This is a genomic window from Streptomyces mesophilus (assembly GCF_040300965.1).
Taxonomy (GTDB): domain Bacteria; phylum Actinomycetota; class Actinomycetes; order Streptomycetales; family Streptomycetaceae; genus Streptomyces; species Streptomyces mesophilus_A.
Genome location: NZ_JBEPEW010000063.1, coordinates 1 through 16,696, shown reverse-complemented (window position 1 = coordinate 16,696; position 16,696 = coordinate 1). Strand labels below are relative to the sequence as shown.

Genomic DNA, 16,696 nt, shown 5'->3' with positions numbered 1-16,696 from the left:
GGTTACTTGCTCTCCGATTCGACGGGCCGGGCGTGTGAGACGGCGGGCTCATTGCCGCCCAGAAGCAGATAGAGGACCGCCATGCGCGTGTGCACGCCGTTGGCGACCTGTTCGATGACGGTGCAGCGCGGGGAGTCCGCGACCTCGGCGGTGATCTCCATGCCGCGGACCATCGGGCCGGGGTGCATCACGATCGCGTGCTCCGGCATCTTCGCCATGCGGTCGCCGTCCAGGCCGTAGCGGCGGCTGTACTCGCGCTCGGTCGGGAAGAAGGCGGCGTTCATCCGCTCGCGCTGCACGCGCAGCATCATCACGGCGTCGCTCTTCGGCAGCGTGCTGTCCAGGTCGTACGAGACGTCGCAGGGCCAGGAGTCCATGCCGACCGGCAGCAGCGTGGGCGGCGCGACCAGCGTGACGTGGGCGCCCAGGGTGTGCAGCAGATCCACGTTGGAGCGGGCCACACGGCTGTGCAGGATGTCGCCGACGACCGTGATCCGCTTGCCGGACAGGTCCTGGCCGATGCCCGCGTCGGGGCCGAGCAGCCGGCGCCGCATGGTGAAGGCGTCGAGCAGCGCCTGGGTGGGGTGCTGGTGAGTGCCGTCGCCGGCGTTGATGACGGGGGCGTCGATCCAGCCGGAGTTCGCCAGGCGGTACGGGGCACCGGAGGCACCGTGCCGGATGACGACGGCGTCCACGCCCATCGCCTCGAGGGTCTGGGCGGTGTCCTTGAGGGACTCGCCCTTGGACACGGACGAACCCTTGGCCGCGAAGTTGATGACATCCGCGGACAGGCGCTTCTCGGCGGCCTCGAAGGAGATCCGCGTACGGGTCGAGTCCTCGAAGAACAGGTTGCAGATCGTCCGTCCGCGCAGCGCGGGCAGCTTCTTGATCGGCCGGTCCGCGACGCGGGCCATCTCCTCGGCGGTGTCGAGGATCAGGACGGCTTCGTCGCGGGTGAGATCGGCGGCCGAGATGAGGTGACGCATCATCTGGAAGGCTCCGTAAGGCAGTTCAGAAGTGGCCGGGTCTCCCCGGATTCACGGGCATGCGGGCGTGCGGAAGCACACATCGGTCCGCAAAAGGACCGCGGGGTGCTAGCGCTCGCCTGCCGGGGAGGTCTGCTTCTCGCCGAGCAGCACGGCGTCGCGGCCGTCCTCCTCGTCGAGCTGGACCTTGACCGTCTCCCGCAGCGACGTCGGGAGGTTCTTGCCGACGTAGTCGGCGCGGATCGGCAGCTCGCGGTGGCCGCGGTCGACCAGAACGGCGAGCTGCACGGCGCGCGGCCGGCCGATGTCGTTCAGGGCGTCGAGGGCGGCGCGGATGGTGCGGCCGGAGAAGAGCACGTCGTCGACGAGGACGACGAGCCGGCCGTCGAGGCCGTCGGAGGGGATCTCGGTGCGCGCGAGGGCCCGCGGCGGGTGCATCCGCAGGTCGTCGCGGTACATGGTGATGTCGAGGGAGCCGACCGGGATCTTGCGTCCGGTGATCTCTTCGAGCTTGGCGGCAAGCCGCCGGGCGAGGAAGACGCCGCGGGTCGGAATGCCGAGAAGCACCACGTCGTCGGCGCCCTTGGCGCGTTCGACGATCTCGTGGGCGATGCGGGTCAGTACCCGCGCGATGTCAGGGCCCTCGAGAACGGGCCGGGCAGCATCGGAGTGCGCGCTTGAGTCCATGAAAAGGACCTCCTTCTCCGCCTCACGGGACGGACCTTAAAGGACGTCTTAATTGCGCCGACCACGTTACCAGCACCTGGCAACAGCCCAGATCACACCCCCTCCGAAGGGGCGGTCCGGACCTTTCGGCTTGACGCATGGACGTAACGCTGCGTAACCTCACAGTGAGTTACCAGCCATGCGGCAGGCTTGGACCGGCCGCAGATCGAATCGGTGTCCGGGAGCTATATGTCCAGCGAATACGCCAAACAGCTCGGGGCCAAGCTTCGAGCGATCCGCACCCAGCAGGGCCTCTCCCTCCACGGCGTGGAAGAGAAGTCCCAGGGACGCTGGAAGGCGGTCGTGGTCGGGTCCTACGAGCGCGGCGACCGCGCCGTGACGGTGCAGCGCCTGGCCGAGCTGGCCGACTTCTACGGGGTGCCGGTCCAGGAGCTCCTTCCGGGCACGACCCCCGGTGGCGCCGCCGAGCCGCCGCCGAAGCTGGTCCTCGACCTGGAGCGCCTCGCGCACGTCCCGCAGGAGAAGGCCGGACCGCTGCAGCGCTATGCCGCGACCATCCAGTCGCAGCGCGGCGACTACAACGGCAAGGTCCTCTCGATCCGCCAGGACGACCTGCGCACCCTCGCCGTGATCTACGACCAGTCGCCCTCGGTCCTCACCGAGCAGCTCATCAGCTGGGGCGTCCTGGACGCCGACGCCCGCCGCGCAGTGGCCCACGAAGAGGCCTGAGCCTCTCTGCAGAAACGTACCGCCTGGGCGGGACCAACCGGTCCCGCCCAGGCGGCTTTTCTTTGGCCTGAACTCACCGGCACCCCCACACCCCCTTGGCCAGAGCTTGGTACGCCAAGGCATCTGTTATGGGTGGCGTTCGGAGCATCAGCACCTGCCTGACGCAGGGCGCACCACGGATACGCCGAGCCCCTCTCGTACGACAAGAGCCCGCAACGCACAACGCGTTGCGGGCTATTGCGGTGCCGACCGATGCGACGAAAACTTACGCCTCGTCCCGGCGCAGAGACGGCTTCAGGTCCTTCAGGCGGCCCAGGAGGCCGTTGATGAAGGACGGTGACTCGTCCGTGGAGAACTCCTTGGCGAGCTGCACGGCCTCGTCGAGCACGACGGCGTCCGGCGTCCCGTCGACCCAGACCAGCTCATAGGCACCCAGCCGCAGGATGTTGCGGTCCACGGCGGGCATCCGGTCGAGCGTCCAGCCGACGGAGTACTGGGCGATCAGCTCGTCGATACGCGCGGCGTGCTGCACGTATCCCTCGACGAGCTCCATCGTGTACTCGCTGACGGGCGGCTGCCGCGTGTCCGACCGCGAGAGCCGGATCCAGTCCGCGAGGACCGTGGGCACGGAGGCATCGCGCTGGTCGGCCTCGAAGAGGATCTGGAAGGCGCGCTTACGAGCCGTATTGCGGGCAGCCACGGTTAGCTGTTCACCCGGCCGAGGTAGCCGCTGTCACGGGTGTCGACCTTGATCTTCTCGCCCGTGGTGATGAACAGCGGGACCTGGATCTGGTGACCGGTCTCCAGCGTCGCCGGCTTGGTGCCACCGGTGGAGCGGTCGCCCTGGACGCCCGGCTCGGTCTCCTGGATGACGAGCTCGACGGCGGCCGGCAGCTCGACGAAGAGCACCGAGCCCTCGTGCTGCGCGACGGAGGCGGTGAAGCCCTCGATCAGGAAGTTGGCGGCGTCGCCGACAGCCTTCTTGTCGACGTGCAGCTGGTCGTAGGTCTCCATGTCCATGAAGACGAAGTACTCGCCGTCCATGTAGGAGAACTGCATGTCGCGCTTGTCGATGGTGGCCGTCTCGACCTTCACGCCGGCGTTGAACGTCTTGTCGACGACCTTGCCGGACATCACGTTCTTGAGCTTGGTGCGCACGAAGGCCGGGCCCTTGCCGGGCTTGACGTGCTGGAACTCGACGACGGACCAGAGCTGGCCCCCGTCGAGCTTGAGCACCATGCCGTTCTTGAGGTCGTTCGTGGAAGCCACGGTTGCGGATCTCCTGGACTGGACTGGATGGGACCGAGGGCACGCCGCGCTACAGCGCGAGCAGCTCCTTGGTCGTGATGGTGAGTAGCTCGGGTCCGCCGTCCGCCTCGGGGCGTACGACGAGCGTGTCATCGATCCGGACACCACCCCGTCCCGGGAGGTGTACCCCTGGTTCGACGGTGACCGGCACGCAAGCGTCCAGTTTACCCATGGCCGTGGGGGCCAACTTCGGGTCCTCTCCGATTTCGAGCCCGACACCGTGTCCGGTGAGCGCGGGGAGCTGTTCCGCGTACCCGGCGGAGTCCAGTACCTGCCGGGCCGCATGGTCCACATCCCGGTAGGCCACACCGGGCGCGAGGGCCTCGCGCCCGGCCCTCTGCGCAGCGAAAACCAGGTCGTACAACTCGATCTGCCAGTCGGCCGGAGACGTACCGATCACGAAAGTGCGGCCGATCTCGCAACGGTAGCCTCGATAGTTGGCACCGAGGCAGACCGAGAGGAAATCGCCCTCCTCGACCCTGCGGTCGGTCGGCCGGTGGCCGCCGCGACCCGAGTTCGGCCCGGTGCCGACGGAGGTGGCGAACGCCGGGCCGTCGGCGCCGTGGTCGACGAGGCGGCGCTCGAGTTCGAGGGCGAGATGGCGTTCGGTGCGCCCGACGAGGATCGATTCGAGGAGTTCGCCGAGCGCCTGGTCGGTGATCTCCGAGGCGATACGGAGGTACGAGATCTCCTCGTCGTCCTTGACGAGCCGCAGCTGCTCCACCGCGCAGCCCAGGTCGGCCAGGCGCAGCCGGGGCGCGACGGAGGTGAGCGCTCGGTGGCGGGCGACCGTCAGATGGTGCTCCTCGACGGCGAGCGACTCGGCGCCCGCGGCCGCGGCGAGGTCGGCGGCGGCGACGGCCGCGTCACCGTCCGGCGCCCCGAGGACCTGCAGCCTCAGGTGCTCGTCCGGCCTGCCCTCCACGGGCTCCCCGGTCGGCACCTTGCTGCAGAGCAGCAGATCCTCGCGGGGGCCGAGCAGCAGCACGGCTCCCTGGGGCGAAGCGCCCGCGAGATAACGGACGTTGGCGGGCTGGGAAACGACGGCCGCGGCGCTGCCGCCGGCCGTGCACTGTTCCCTCAGCCGCTCCCTGCGAGCCGCGTACACCTCTGACATGAGCCGAGCGTACGAACGATGGCGCACGGCTGCCCGGTCAGCGCGTCCGACCGGGCGCCGCGGACCGCTCGGCTCAGGTGTTCACCACTGCGGCGGGCTCGCTATCGACCGGGCGAGGACCTCGTCCAGGACCCGCGCCGTCGTCGGCACGTCGTAGTGCGAGTTGTCGATGATGGGCAGCCCCGATCCGTACCAGCCGGCCATCCGGCCATGGATCCGGGCGACTTCCTCGTCCGTGAGCCGCCGGTTGCCGCTGCGCTGGGCGTTGCGCTCCAGGACGATCTCCAGGCCGGGCAGCAGGACGACGGGCAGCAGCCCGGGCCCCACGTGCCGCTTCCAGCCGCCGAGGCCGACGACCGGCCGGTCGGGGAAGACCGCGTCGTCGAGGATGCAGGAGATCCCGTTGGCCAGGAAGTTGCGCGCCGCGAAGCCGCAGGTGCGGCGGGCGAGGCGGTACTGGGCCTCCGAGTGGTCGTTCCACCCGGTCTGGGGGTCGGCGAACCCCGAGCGCACCCATTCCCGTACGTCGTCGAGGCTGATGTGCGCCGTGGGCACCCGGCGGTGTTCGGCCCAGTACTTGGCGACGGAGGTCTTGCCGGCGCCGGCGGGGCCGATCAGGAGCACGGCCAACGTTGTCGCCCCGGTGTCGACCGGTGCCTGGCCCTGCGGCGGACTCGGTACGGCGACGGGACCGCCGGGCGGCAGCTGCACATGTCCGGTCGTGTCACGCGAAGGCGGCGCAGGCTGCAGGGGCTGGTGCGGGGCGGGAGCGCGCTGCGGAACCGGGGCGGGCTGCGGCGCGGGACCGTTGTGGAAGTTCGCCGCGGGCGGGCCGGCCGGAGGCGGAGCCACCACGGGCGGCGGCGGTCCGACAGGGCCGGGCGGAGGCACGGACCCAGGTGGCGGCGGCCCCGGCGGGGTCACGGAACCCTGGGGCACCGATCCGGCCCCCGGCGGAACCTGGTGCGGTCCGGCCGGTCCATGCCCCGGCTGATGGGGCGGCGGCAGCGGGTTGCCCACTGCGTGCTGCATCCGGTGCCACTCCGTCTCGTAACTGCGACCGGCGCTGGTCGGGCGGAACTCGGCGTCGGGTCCCAGGGTGTCTCCTCGCGGCCGCCGGACGCTTTTCCGGCGACTGGGTCTACGGAACGGTACCGCCCCCGGCCGCCGTTGTGTGAACGTCCGGGGGCGGACAGAAGTGCCCGAATCGCTTGATTACGAAGAAACTTCGCCGTACGCGGCGAGCAGAATCGCCGGGTCGGGACCTTCGAGGACCGAGGGCTTGGCGAGCCCGTCGAGAACGATGAAACGCAGCAGATTGCCGCGGGACTTCTTGTCCACCTTCATCGTCTCGAGCAGCTTGGGCCACTGGTCGTAGCGGTACGTCAGCGGCAGCCCGACGGACTCCAGGACGCTGCGGTGCCGGTCGGCCGTCGCGTCGTCCAACCGGCCCGCGAGACGGCCGAGTTCGGCGGCGAAGGCCATGCCGACGGAGACCGCGGCGCCGTGCCGCCACTTGTAGCGCTCGTTCTTCTCGATCGCGTGGGCCAGCGTGTGCCCGTAGTTGAGGATCTCGCGCAGCCCGGATTCCTTGAGGTCGCTGGAGACGACCTCGGCCTTGACGCGGATCGACCGCTCGATCAGTTCGGCGGTGTGCCGTCCCGCGGGCGTACGGGCCGCCTCGGGGTCCTGCTCGATCAGGTCGAGGATCACGGGGTCGGCGATGAAGCCGGCCTTGATGATCTCGGCGAGACCGGACACGTAGTCGTTGACCGGCAGCGAGTCGAGCGCGGCCAGGTCGCAGAGCACCCCGGCCGGCGGGTGGAAGGAGCCGACGAGGTTCTTGCCCTCGGCGGTGTTGATCCCGGTCTTGCCGCCGACCGCCGCGTCCACCATGCCCAGCACGGTCGTCGGCACGGCGATCCAGCGCACCCCGCGCAGCCAGGTGGCGGCCACGAACCCGGCGAGGTCAGTGGTCGCGCCGCCGCCGACGCCCACGATCACATCGGTGCGCGTGAACCCGGTCTGGCCGAGCGCCTTCCAGCAGTACGCGGCGACCTCGGCGGTCTTGGCCTCCTCGGCGTTGGGCACCTGGATGGCCACGGCCTCGTAGCCCTGCTCGGCGAGGTCGGCCCGCAGGGCGTCACCGGTCTCGGCGAGCGCCTCGGGGTGGATGACCGCGACCCGCTGCGCCTTCTTGCCGATCAGACCGCCGAGCTCACCGAGCAGCGAGCGGCCCACGAGCACCTCGTACGCCTCGCTCCCGGCCGTCGCGCCGACCTGGATCCGGGTCACCTGCTGCTCGGTCATGCCTGCTTCAACTCCAGTGCTTCGAGGACTGCTTCGGCGACCTCTTCGGGGGCCCGGCCGTCGGTGGCGACCACCACGCGGGCGACTTCCTGGTACAAGGGGCGGCGCGCTTCCATGAGTTCACGCCACTGCTTGCGCGGATTGATCATGAGCAGCGGGCGGGCCGCGTTCAGACCGGTGCGCTTGACGGCTTCGTCGACGTCCATCGAGAGGTAGACGACCGTGTGCTCGCCGAGGAGCGCACGGGTGCCCTCGTCGAGCACGGCGCCGCCGCCCAGGGCGAGCACCCCGGCGTGACCGGCGAGCGCATCGCGTACCGCCGCACGCTCCAGCTCGCGGAAGTGCGGTTCACCTTCCTCGAGGAAGATGTCGGAGATCTCCCGGCCCTCGGCGGCCACGATGTCCGCGTCGGTGTCACGGAAGGTGCAGCCGAGCCGCGCGGAGAGCAGTTCACCCACGGTCGTCTTGCCCACGCCCATGGGGCCGACGAGGACGATGCGGGGACTCGTCGGGCTCATCGGATCTGCAGGTTGTCGAGGTACGACTGCACATTGCGCCGCGTCTCGGGGACGCTGTCGCCACCGAACTTCTCGGCCACCGCGTCCGCGAGCACCAGCGCGACCATGGCCTCGGCCACGATGCCGGCGGCCGGCACGGCGCACACGTCGGAGCGCTGGTGGTGCGCCTTGGCGGCCTCGCCGGTGGAGACGTCGATGGTGGCGAGCGCGCGGGGCACGGTCGCGATGGGCTTCATCGCGGCCCGTACGCGAAGGAGTTCACCGGTGGTGAGACCACCCTCCGTACCGCCGGAGCGGCCGGTGGAACGCTTCACACCGTCGTCGGTCCGCACGATCTCGTCGTGCGCCTTGGAGCCGGGCACGCGAGCGAGGTCGAAGCCGTCGCCGACCTCGACGCCCTTGATGGCCTGGATGCCCATGAGCGCCGCGGCGAGCCGCGCGTCGAGCCGCCGGTCCCAGTGCACATGCGAGCCGAGCCCGACGGGCACGCCGTACGCGAGCACCTCGACCACACCGCCGAGGGTGTCGCCGTCCTTGTGGGCCTGGTCGATCTCCGCGACCATCGCCTTCGACGCGTCGGCGTCGAGGCAGCGCACTGGGTCGGCGTCGAGCTTCTCGACATCGGCCGGGGTCGGGTAGACGCCGTACGGGGCCTTCGCCGCGGCCAGTTCGACGACATGGCTGACGATCTCGATGCCGGCGGTCTCCTTGAGGTACGACCGGGCGACCGCACCGAGCGCGACCCGCGCCGCCGTCTCACGCGCCGAGGCGCGCTCCAGGATCGGACGGGCCTCGTCGAAGCCGTACTTCTGCATGCCCGCGAGGTCGGCGTGGCCGGGACGCGGGCGGGTCAGCGGGGCGTTGCGCGCGAGACCGTCGAGGATCTCGGGGTCGACCGGGTCGGCCGACATGACCTGCTCCCACTTGGGCCACTCGGTGTTGCCCACCATGATCGCGACCGGGGAGCCCATCGACAGACCGTGGCGCACGCCGCCGAGGAACGTGATCTCGTCCTGCTCGAACTTCATCCGCGCGCCGCGTCCATAGCCGAGCCGCCGCCTCGCCAGGTGGTCCGCCACCATCTCGGTGGTGATCGGGACGCCCGCGGGCAGCCCCTCAAGGGTCGCCACGAGTGCGGGGCCGTGGGACTCGCCCGCGGTCAGCCAACGCAACCTGCTCAACGGTGCTCCTCATGCTCGCGCCTGGTACAGCGGCGGCGCGACCGGGTGCGCGGCCCTGGCCCGCCTGCCTAGATCCTCCCACGACCGGCACCCTGCACCGGCCGCCGGTCCAGCAGGCGGACGCCCGTCTCAGCCCTCGCGCCGCGCGGAGTCCTGCTGCGGGGCGTAGCTGCCGAGGAAGTCGGCGCCACTGCCCTGGCTCTGCTGCGGCGGCGCGCTCTGCTGGGCACCCGGTGCATAAGGGCCGAGGTAGTCGGCTCCGGACCGCTGCCCGGTCTGCGGGACCGTCTGAGCCGGCAGTCCCTGCCTCCGCGCACGACGACGGTCGATCTTCCGCTTGATCTTCACGACCCAGCTCGCGACGAAGGCGAGCAGGATCAGCGCCACCACGGTGATCTGGATCCAGTCGGGCAGAAACCCGAGCAACCCGTCGAAAATCCTGCCGCCGATCGAGGCCAGCGACACACCTGTATACATGAACGTCCCCCCACGGGATCACAACGCGAACCCCGGGATCCTAGCGCTCCGCCAGCGCCCGCTCCCCCGCGGCCCGCATGGCGCCGAGCGGGGCGGGCGAACGCCCCGTCATCTGCTCCACCTGCAGCACCGCCTGGTGCACAAGCAGATCGAGACCGCTGACCACCGCACCGCCGAACATCGACCAGCGCGCGGCCAGTTCGGTGGGCCAGGGCTCGTAGAGGACGTCGAAGAGCGTGCCCGGCCGCTCGGGCACGGACTCCGCCAGTTCGTCCGTCGCCCCGGCGGGTGTCGTGGCGATCACCAACGGCGCCTGGAGCGCTTCGGCCGCGTCACTCCAGGAAGCCGTACGCACCTCGACATCAAGCCGCTCGCCCCACTGCTTCATCTCCAGGGCGCGCGCCTCACTGCGTACGTACGCGACGACCTCACCCGTACAGACACGGGACAGCGCCGCGAGCGCCGAGGAAGCGGTGGCTCCGGCGCCGAGGATCGCCGCCGACTCCACCTGCTCGACGCCGTGTTCACGCAGCGCCTCGACGATCCCGGGGATGTCCGTGTTGTCACCGACGCGCCGGCCGTCCTCGGTGAACACGACCGTGTTGACCGCCTCCACCGACGCGGCCGTCTCACTGACCTCGTCGAGCAGCGGCAGCACGGCCCGCTTGAGCGGCATGGTCAACGAAAGCCCGGCCCACTCCTCGCCGAGCCCGTCGATGAAGCCGGGCAACCCGGCCTCATCGACTTCGAAGCGCTCGTACGACCAGTCACGCAAGCCCAGCCGCTCGTACGCCGCAAGGTGCAGCACCGGCGAGAGCGAGTGGGCGATGGGCGAGCCGAGTACCGCGGCCCGCCGTCGCACATCTGCCATCAGTCGTTCTGTCCCTTGAGGTACTTCTCGCGGTTGCGGTTGTGCTCCTCGTTCGTCACGGCGAACAGCGTTTCGTTCGCATTGATCGAGACGAAGTAGTTCCACTTGCCCTTGACCGGGTTGACCGCCGCCTCCAGCGCATCCTTGCTGAAGGTGCTGATCGGACCCGGCGGCAGACCCTTGGCGCCTGCCCAGTACGTGTTGTACGGGTCCTTGATCTGGCGCAGATCGTCGACGGAACCGGTGCCGAGCTTGGACTCGCCCTTGACGTAGTTGACCGTGGAGTCCATGTCCAGGAGTCCGTAGGTCTCCGGGTTGGCACGGTCCATGCGGTTGTAGATGACGCGGGCGATCTTGCCGAAGTCCTGCTTGTGGCCTTCCTTCTGCACGATGCTCGCCGCAGTGAGGACGTCGATCGGGTTCCGCAGGCCCAGGTCCTTCGACTTGGTCTCGAGGTTGTAGCCCTCGAGCAGCGAGGTCGTACCCGCCACCATCTTCTTGAGGACTTCCTCGGACTTCATGCCCTCGGACACCGCGTACGTGTCCGGGCGCAGGTAGCCCTCGAGCGGGTCCTTGACGTCCTTGTTCGGGGTCTCGGCCCACTTGGGCAGGCCGAGCTCCTTCCAGTGCTCCTTGGCGTAGGCCGCCGTGGTGCCCGCCTTCTGCCCGGTGCGCTTGTCGATCTCTTTGTAGATCTTGGAGTTACGGTCACCGGGGATGACCATCAGGTTGTTGCGGCTCTTCGGGTCGAGCATCAGCGCGACCGCGGACTCGGCGGACATCTCCTTCTGGAGGGTGTACGCGCCTTCCTGGATGCCGAGGCCCTTCGGGTTGTCCGCCTGGGCGGTGGCGAACGCCTCGACGCTGGCGACCACTCCGGCGTTCTTGAGGATCGAGCCGATCTGGTTGCCGCCCGCGCCCTTGGGAATGGTCACGGACACCATCTCGCCGTTGCCACTGCCCGAGTAGTCCTCGGCCGCCCCGAAACGGTCTTGGTAGAACTGGTAGCCGAAGTAGCCGACGCCGCCGATACCGCCAGCGAACACCGCCGCCACGACCAGGCAGGCGCAGCCGCTGCGGCGCTTCTTGCCGCCCTTGCCGCCACGGCCTCTGCGATCGCCACGACCGCCGCCGCCACCACGGCCGCCGCGACCGCTGTCGTCGTAGCCGTCGTCATCGTCGTCGTCCCCGCCGCCGGCGAAGAACGCGTGCTCGCCCTGGTCGGGACCCGGGTCCCAGTCGGGCTTCTGCTCGGGCACCGCACGCCGGCGGCCCGGAGGCTTCGGCGGCGGATAGGCCTCGGGCGTGCGGTAGTGATCGGGGCGCTCGCCGCCGTACTGCGCGGGCTGCCCGTAGGGGTCGGGCTCCGCGCCGTAGGCGGGCTGCTGACCCGTGTCCCAGCCGCCGTTGTAGTCGTGCTGCGGGTAACCGCCCTGCGCACCGCCGCCGTAAGAGGCCTGCTGCCCCGTGTCGTACGACGGGTTCGAACCCCCGCCGTACGCGGACTGCTGACCGGTGTCATACGTCGGGTAGCCGTGCTGACCCGTGTCGTACTGCTGGTGCTGCTGCGGTTGCTGCGGGTAGTGCTGCTGCGGCTGGCCGCCGTACGGACTGTGGCCACCGGCGGCCTGCTGTCCAGACCATCCCTGGTCCCCGTACAACGGGTCCTCGGGATGCCACGGTTCGGGACCTTGGCCCCGGCCATACTCAGTCATCGATCCCCTACAAGCCGCGAGGCGGCCGCCGGACGCTGTGCGCCCGGATCCGTTTCCGCCTCTCCTGCACACGCCTCTTGTTCGAACACCGGCGCATCGCGCGGAACGTTACCGTATCGCGATCAGATGACCACTTCGACGCCCTCGCCCGCGGCTTTACCTGACGCCCGTTCGGACTCCAGAGCGTTCTGGAGGATCACCACAGCGGCAGCCTGGTCGATGACAGAACGACCCTTTTTGGACTTCACGCCCGAGGCGCGCAGTCCCTGACTGGCCGTCACTGTGGTCATCCTCTCGTCCACCAGACGTACGGGAATCGGTGCGATCCCCTTCGCGAGCTCCTGGGCGAAGGCCCGCACCTTGGCCGCGGCCGGCCCCTCGCCCCCGTTGAGGGAGCGAGGAAGTCCGACTACCACCTCAATGGGTTCGTATTCCTCGACGAGTTGCTTCAGCCGACGGTGGGCGGCCGGGACATCGCGTCCCGGCACGGTCTCCACCGGGGTGGCGAGGATCCCGTCGGGGTCGCACGAGGCGACCCCGATCCGGGCGTCCCCGACATCGATCGCCAGTCGGCGACCTCGTCGCACCAGCGTCATCAGGCGGTCTCGGCCACGAGGCGTTCGACGGCGGCCATGGCCTCGCCGATGGCGGCCGGGTTCTGGCCGCCGCCCTGGGCGACGTCCGGCTTGCCGCCACCGCCGCCGCCGAGGGTCTTGGCGGCGGTGCGCACCAGGTCGCCGGCCTTGAGGCCGCGCTCGCGGCCGGCCTCGTTGGTGGCGATGACGGTGAGCGGCTTGCCGTTGACCGTGGTGAACAGGGCGACGACGGCCGGGCGGTCGCCAGGGATGCGGCCGCGCACGTCGAGGACCAGCTTGCGCAGGTCGTCGGCGCCGGTGCCGTCGGGCACCTGACCGGTGACCAGCGCGACGCCGCGTACGTCCTGGGCGCCCTGGGCGAGGCCGCCGGCGGCCTGCAGGACCTTCTCGGCGCGGAACTTCTCGATCTCCTTCTCGGCGTCCTTCAGCTTGCCGAGCATGGTGGAGATCTTCTCGGGGAGCTCCTCGGGGCGGCCCTTGACCAGTTCCTGGATCTGGGCGACGACCGTGTGCTCACGGGCGAGGAAGTTGTACGCGTCGACACCGACGAGGGCCTCGATACGGCGCACACCGGAGCCGATCGACGATTCGCCGAGCAGCTTGACCAGGCCGAGCTGGGCGGTGTTGTGGACGTGCGTACCGCCGCAGAGCTCCTTGGAGAAGTCGCCGATGGTGACGACGCGCACGCGCTCGCCGTACTTCTCGCCGAACTCGGCGATGGCGCCCTGCTTCTTCGCCTCGTCGATGCTCATGACCTCGGCCTGCACGTCGAGTTCACGCGAGAGGACTTCGTTGATCTTCTGCTCTACGTCGGTCATGACGGCCGTCGGTACGGCGGACGGGGAGCCGAAGTCGAAGCGGAAGCGGCCGGGCTGGTTCTCGGAGCCGGCCTGGGCGGCCTGCGGGCCCAGCGCGTCGCGCAGCGCCTGGTGGGTGAGGTGCGTGGCCGAGTGGGCGCGGGCGATGGCGCGGCGGCGGGTCACGTCGATGACGGCCTGGGCCGGGGCGCCGAGGGTGACCTCGCCGACCTGGACGACGCCCTTGTGCACGTAGACACCGGGCACGGGCTTCTGGCAGTCGCGGACCTCGACGACGGCGCCGGAGTGCAGCCGGATCTTTCCGGTGTCGCCGATCTGGCCGCCGCCCTCGGCGTAGAACGGGGTGCGGTCGAGCACGATCTCGACCTCATCGCCCTCGACGGCGGCGGGCGAGGGCACACCGTTGACGAGGATGCCGACGACCTTGGACTCGCCCTCCAGGGACGTGTAGCCGATGAAGTCGGTGGCACCGGCCTCGTCCGCGATCTCGCGGTAGCCGGACATGTCGGCGTGACCGGTCTTCTTGGCCTGGGCGTCGGCCTTGGCGCGGTCGCGCTGTTCCTTCATCAGACGGCGGAAGCCGTCCTCGTCCACCGAGAGGCCCTGTTCGGCCGCCATCTCGAGGGTGAGGTCGATCGGGAAGCCCCAGGTGTCGTGGAGCAGGAACGCCTTGTCGCCGGCGAGGACCGTGCCACCGGCGGCCTTGGTCTCGGTGACGGCGGTGTCGAGGATGTTGGTGCCGCCCTTGATGGCCTTGAGGAAGGCGGCCTCTTCGGCGAGCGCGACCGTCTCGATGCGCTTGCGGTCGGTGATGAGCTCCGGGTACTGCAGACCCATCGTGTCGATCACGACACCGATGAGGTCGTTGACGACCGGTCCGGTGGCGCCCATCAGACGCATGTTGCGGATCGCGCGGCGCATGATGCGGCGCAGCACGTAGCCGCGGCCCTCGTTGCCGGGGGTGACGCCGTCGCCGATGAGCATCGCGGAGGTGCGCATGTGGTCGGCGACCACGCGCAGCGAGACGTCCGAGCCCTGTTCGGCTCCGTAGCGGACGCCGGTCAGCTCGGTGGCCTTGTCCATGACGACACGGAGGGTGTCCGTCTCGTACATGTTCCGCACGCCCTGCAGGATCATGGCGAGGCGCTCGAGACCGAGACCGGTGTCGATGTTCTGCGAGGGCAGGTCGCCGAGGATCTCGAAGTCGTCCTTGCCGGTGCCCGGGCCGCGCTCGTACTGCATGAAGACCAGGTTCCAGATCTCCACGTAGCGCTCGTCGTTGACCGCCGGGCCGCCCTCTTCGCCGAACTCGGGGCCGCGGTCGTAGTTGATCTCGGAGCAGGGGCCGCAGGGTCCGGGGACGCCCATGGACCAGAAGTTGTCCTTCTTGCCCAGGCGCTGGATGCGCTCCTTCGGCACACCGACGACCTCGTGCCAGATGCGCTCGGCCTCGTCGTCGTCGAGGTAGACGGTGATCCAGAGCTTCTCGGGCTCCAGGCCGTAACCACCCTTGTCCTGGGGGCTGGTGAGCAGCTCCCAGGCGTACTTGATGGCGCCTTCCTTGAAGTAGTCGCCGAAGGAGAAGTTGCCGCACATCTGGAAGAACGTGCCGTGCCGGGTCGTCTTGCCGACCTCTTCGATGTCCGGCGTGCGCACGCACTTCTGCACGCTGGTCACGCGCGGGGCCGGCGGCTTGGTCTCGCCCAGGAAATAGGGCTTGAACGGCACCATTCCGGCAGGGACGAGGAGCAGCGTCGGGTCGTCTGCGATCAGCGACGCCGACGGCACGACCTTGTGCCCACGCTCCTCGAAGAAGCTCAGCCAGCGGCGGCGGATTTCAGCCGACTCCATCAGTGGTCCTCATTCCGGTTGTACGTGTACGAGCCGTTCTCGTACGTCGAGTTCGGGTTGTCCTGGCGTTTGGCAGCGAGGAGTTTGCGGTTCTCGACCGCGACCACGCGCCGCTGCGCGGGCAGTTCGGCGTCCGGGTCGTGTTCGAGGCCGAGCGCCTCGCCGAGTTCGGCCTCGCGCTGGGCCATGCCGTCACGGACGTCGAGTGCGAAGTCCTTGAGGCGGTGGCCCGCGTCGATCGCCTTGTTGGCGGCCTGGGCCGCGAGGCTCTCGGGGGTCAGCTGCTTCAGCTTGCGATTGACCTTGGTGGTGGCCCACACACCGGCGGCTGCGCCCGCGGTGAACCAGAACGTACGGCGGAACATGGCTGCGTCAGTCCCTCGCGTTCCTGTCGTTCCGCTTGCCCCGGCGGGCGGCAGGGACCGCCCGGCCCACGATCACGTTACGCCTGGGTGCCTTGCGCGGCACGTCCGCGTCGCCCTTGCGCCCGGCGACGGCCCGCCGCACCCCGTAGCCGAAGGCCGCGACCTTCACGAGGGGGCCGCCGAAGGTGGAGGCGACCGTGGTGGACAGGGCGGAGGCGTTGGAGGTGACCTCCTGGACGTCCGTGGCGATGGCGTCGACCCGGTCGAGCTGGGTCTGCGCGGAGCGCACGGTCGCCGAGGCGTCGGAGAGCAGCGGCACGGCCTGCTCGGTCACGTCCGCCACGAGTTTGGTGGTCGCCTTGAGCGTCTGCGCGAGCCTCGCCAGCGCGACGGCGAGGAACGAGACCAGGATCGCCCAGAAGACGGCCACAAGAATCCCGGCCACCTCTCCACCGGTCACGCTGCACCGCTCTCTGCTGTCGGGGCCCGGAGCGCTGAGCTCCTGGGGGCTTGCGAGCCTTGTCGGCCATTGGATAAGTCGTCGTCAGACCTTATCGCGCCGCGCTTGGCGGACCGTACCGGATTCCCGCTCACCACGAGGGGAGTTGCGGGATCCGATTGTACGGAGTGCGCATGGCTGAGTACGCTGCGTTCCCCATGCGACGGTCTCAGCGCCCTTTGCCGGGCCCGCCCCCGGGCAATCTCCCTCTGGAACTCGACACCTTCGTCGGACGCACGACCGAACTGACCGAGCTCGCCGCCCTGATGGGCGCGGCGCGGCTGATCACGGTGGTCGGCCCCGGCGGTGTCGGGAAGTCCCGTCTCGCGCTGCGGGCGGCGGGGATGTGCCCCGGGCAGGCCGACGGCGCCTGGCTGGTGGAGCTGGCGTCGGTACGCGAGGCGGATCTGGTCGAGCATGCGCTCATCGAGACGTTCGGTCTGACCGACCACACCGGGCGCCCACCCCGGTCCGTCCTGCTCGACCATCTCGCCGACCGTGAACTGCTGCTCGTCCTCGACGGGTTCGAGCACCTCGCCGACGCCTGCGGCCCTCTGGTGCGTGAACTGCTGCGCCGCTCCCCCGGGCTCACGGTGCTCACCGCGGGGCGCCGCCCGCTGAACGTCGAGGGCGAGCGCGTGCTCGCGCTCGGACCGCTGCCCGCGCAG

18 protein-coding genes are annotated in these 16,696 nt (G+C 69.8%); 2 read left to right on the top strand and 16 right to left on the bottom strand.

The window, feature by feature from the left end; genetic code table 11:
• Positions 1 to 2: 2 nt before the first annotated feature.
• Positions 3 to 989, bottom strand: a complete 987-nt coding sequence (locus ABT367_RS22090; RefSeq protein WP_352254791.1) for an aspartate carbamoyltransferase catalytic subunit — start codon at positions 987 to 989, stop codon at positions 3 to 5.
• A gap of 105 nt (positions 990 to 1,094) precedes the next feature.
• On the bottom strand, positions 1,095 to 1,673 hold the full coding sequence (gene pyrR / locus ABT367_RS22085; protein WP_187816103.1) for a bifunctional pyr operon transcriptional regulator/uracil phosphoribosyltransferase PyrR: 579 nt from the start codon (positions 1,671 to 1,673) through the stop codon (positions 1,095 to 1,097).
• Between the two features lie 228 nt (positions 1,674 to 1,901).
• On the opposite strand from pyrR, the gene bldD reads away from it, so the two are divergent.
• Positions 1,902 to 2,402 (top strand): transcriptional regulator BldD, encoded by a 501-nt coding sequence (bldD, locus tag ABT367_RS22080; protein ID WP_093608484.1) that lies wholly within the window; start codon positions 1,902 to 1,904, stop codon positions 2,400 to 2,402.
• A gap of 265 nt (positions 2,403 to 2,667) precedes the next feature.
• On the opposite strand, the gene nusB is transcribed toward bldD, so the two are convergent.
• The 14 genes from nusB to ABT367_RS22010 all read right to left on the bottom strand — a co-directional run bounded on the left by nusB (position 2,668) and on the right by ABT367_RS22010 (position 15,989).
• Positions 2,668 to 3,102, bottom strand: coding sequence for a transcription antitermination factor NusB (gene nusB / locus ABT367_RS22075; protein WP_199549772.1), 435 nt, complete (start codon positions 3,100 to 3,102; stop codon positions 2,668 to 2,670).
• A 2-nt stretch (positions 3,103 to 3,104) separates the two neighbouring features.
• Positions 3,105 to 3,671: an elongation factor P gene (gene efp, locus ABT367_RS22070; protein ID WP_165330561.1), complete on the bottom strand. Its 567-nt coding sequence runs from the start codon at positions 3,669 to 3,671 to the stop codon at positions 3,105 to 3,107.
• Positions 3,672 to 3,720: 49 nt separating this feature from the next.
• Positions 3,721 to 4,827 (bottom strand): aminopeptidase P family protein, encoded by a 1,107-nt coding sequence (locus ABT367_RS22065; protein WP_352254790.1) that lies wholly within the window; start codon positions 4,825 to 4,827, stop codon positions 3,721 to 3,723.
• An 81-nt stretch (positions 4,828 to 4,908) separates the two neighbouring features.
• Positions 4,909 to 5,859, bottom strand: a complete 951-nt coding sequence (locus ABT367_RS22060; RefSeq protein ID WP_352254789.1) for a Pro-rich N-terminal domain-containing protein — start codon at positions 5,857 to 5,859, stop codon at positions 4,909 to 4,911.
• 183 nt (positions 5,860 to 6,042) lie between these two features.
• Positions 6,043 to 7,137 (bottom strand): 3-dehydroquinate synthase, encoded by a 1,095-nt coding sequence (aroB, locus tag ABT367_RS22055; protein WP_352254788.1) that lies wholly within the window; start codon positions 7,135 to 7,137, stop codon positions 6,043 to 6,045.
• The gene (locus ABT367_RS22050) at positions 7,134 to 7,655 is read right to left on the bottom strand and encodes a shikimate kinase (RefSeq protein ID WP_352254787.1); all 522 of its coding nucleotides are present in this window, start codon (positions 7,653 to 7,655) and stop codon (positions 7,134 to 7,136) included. Before ABT367_RS22050 ends, aroB begins: the two co-directional genes overlap by 4 nt.
• Positions 7,652 to 8,836: a chorismate synthase gene (gene aroC, locus ABT367_RS22045; protein ID WP_352254786.1), complete on the bottom strand. Its 1,185-nt coding sequence runs from the start codon at positions 8,834 to 8,836 to the stop codon at positions 7,652 to 7,654. The genes ABT367_RS22050 and aroC overlap by 4 nt, the downstream gene beginning before the upstream one ends.
• 129 nt (positions 8,837 to 8,965) lie before the next feature.
• Positions 8,966 to 9,313: a hypothetical protein gene (locus ABT367_RS22040; RefSeq protein WP_352254785.1), complete on the bottom strand. Its 348-nt coding sequence runs from the start codon at positions 9,311 to 9,313 to the stop codon at positions 8,966 to 8,968.
• A gap of 40 nt (positions 9,314 to 9,353) precedes the next feature.
• Complete coding sequence (locus tag ABT367_RS22035) at positions 9,354 to 10,184, bottom strand: shikimate dehydrogenase (RefSeq protein WP_352254784.1); 831 nt, start codon at positions 10,182 to 10,184, stop codon at positions 9,354 to 9,356.
• Entirely contained in the window at positions 10,184 to 11,899 is a 1,716-nt protein-coding gene (mltG, locus tag ABT367_RS22030; RefSeq protein ID WP_352254783.1) for an endolytic transglycosylase MltG, read from the bottom strand. Before mltG ends, ABT367_RS22035 begins: the two co-directional genes overlap by 1 nt.
• 122 nt (positions 11,900 to 12,021) lie before the next feature.
• Positions 12,022 to 12,495: a Holliday junction resolvase RuvX gene (ruvX, locus tag ABT367_RS22025; protein WP_352254782.1), complete on the bottom strand. Its 474-nt coding sequence runs from the start codon at positions 12,493 to 12,495 to the stop codon at positions 12,022 to 12,024.
• Positions 12,495 to 15,164: an alanine--tRNA ligase gene (alaS, locus tag ABT367_RS22020; RefSeq protein ID WP_352254781.1), complete on the bottom strand. Its 2,670-nt coding sequence runs from the start codon at positions 15,162 to 15,164 to the stop codon at positions 12,495 to 12,497. The genes ruvX and alaS overlap by 1 nt, the downstream gene beginning before the upstream one ends.
• The gene (locus ABT367_RS22015) at positions 15,164 to 15,529 is read right to left on the bottom strand and encodes a DUF6167 family protein (protein ID WP_352254780.1); all 366 of its coding nucleotides are present in this window, start codon (positions 15,527 to 15,529) and stop codon (positions 15,164 to 15,166) included. Before ABT367_RS22015 ends, alaS begins: the two co-directional genes overlap by 1 nt.
• A 7-nt stretch (positions 15,530 to 15,536) precedes the next feature.
• Positions 15,537 to 15,989 (bottom strand): DUF948 domain-containing protein, encoded by a 453-nt coding sequence (locus ABT367_RS22010; protein ID WP_352254779.1) that lies wholly within the window; start codon positions 15,987 to 15,989, stop codon positions 15,537 to 15,539.
• 173 nt (positions 15,990 to 16,162) lie between these two features.
• On the opposite strand from ABT367_RS22010, the gene ABT367_RS22005 reads away from it, so the two are divergent.
• Positions 16,163 to 16,696: nSTAND1 domain-containing NTPase (locus tag ABT367_RS22005; RefSeq protein ID WP_352254778.1), on the top strand; the 534-nt coding region annotated here is incomplete at its 3' end.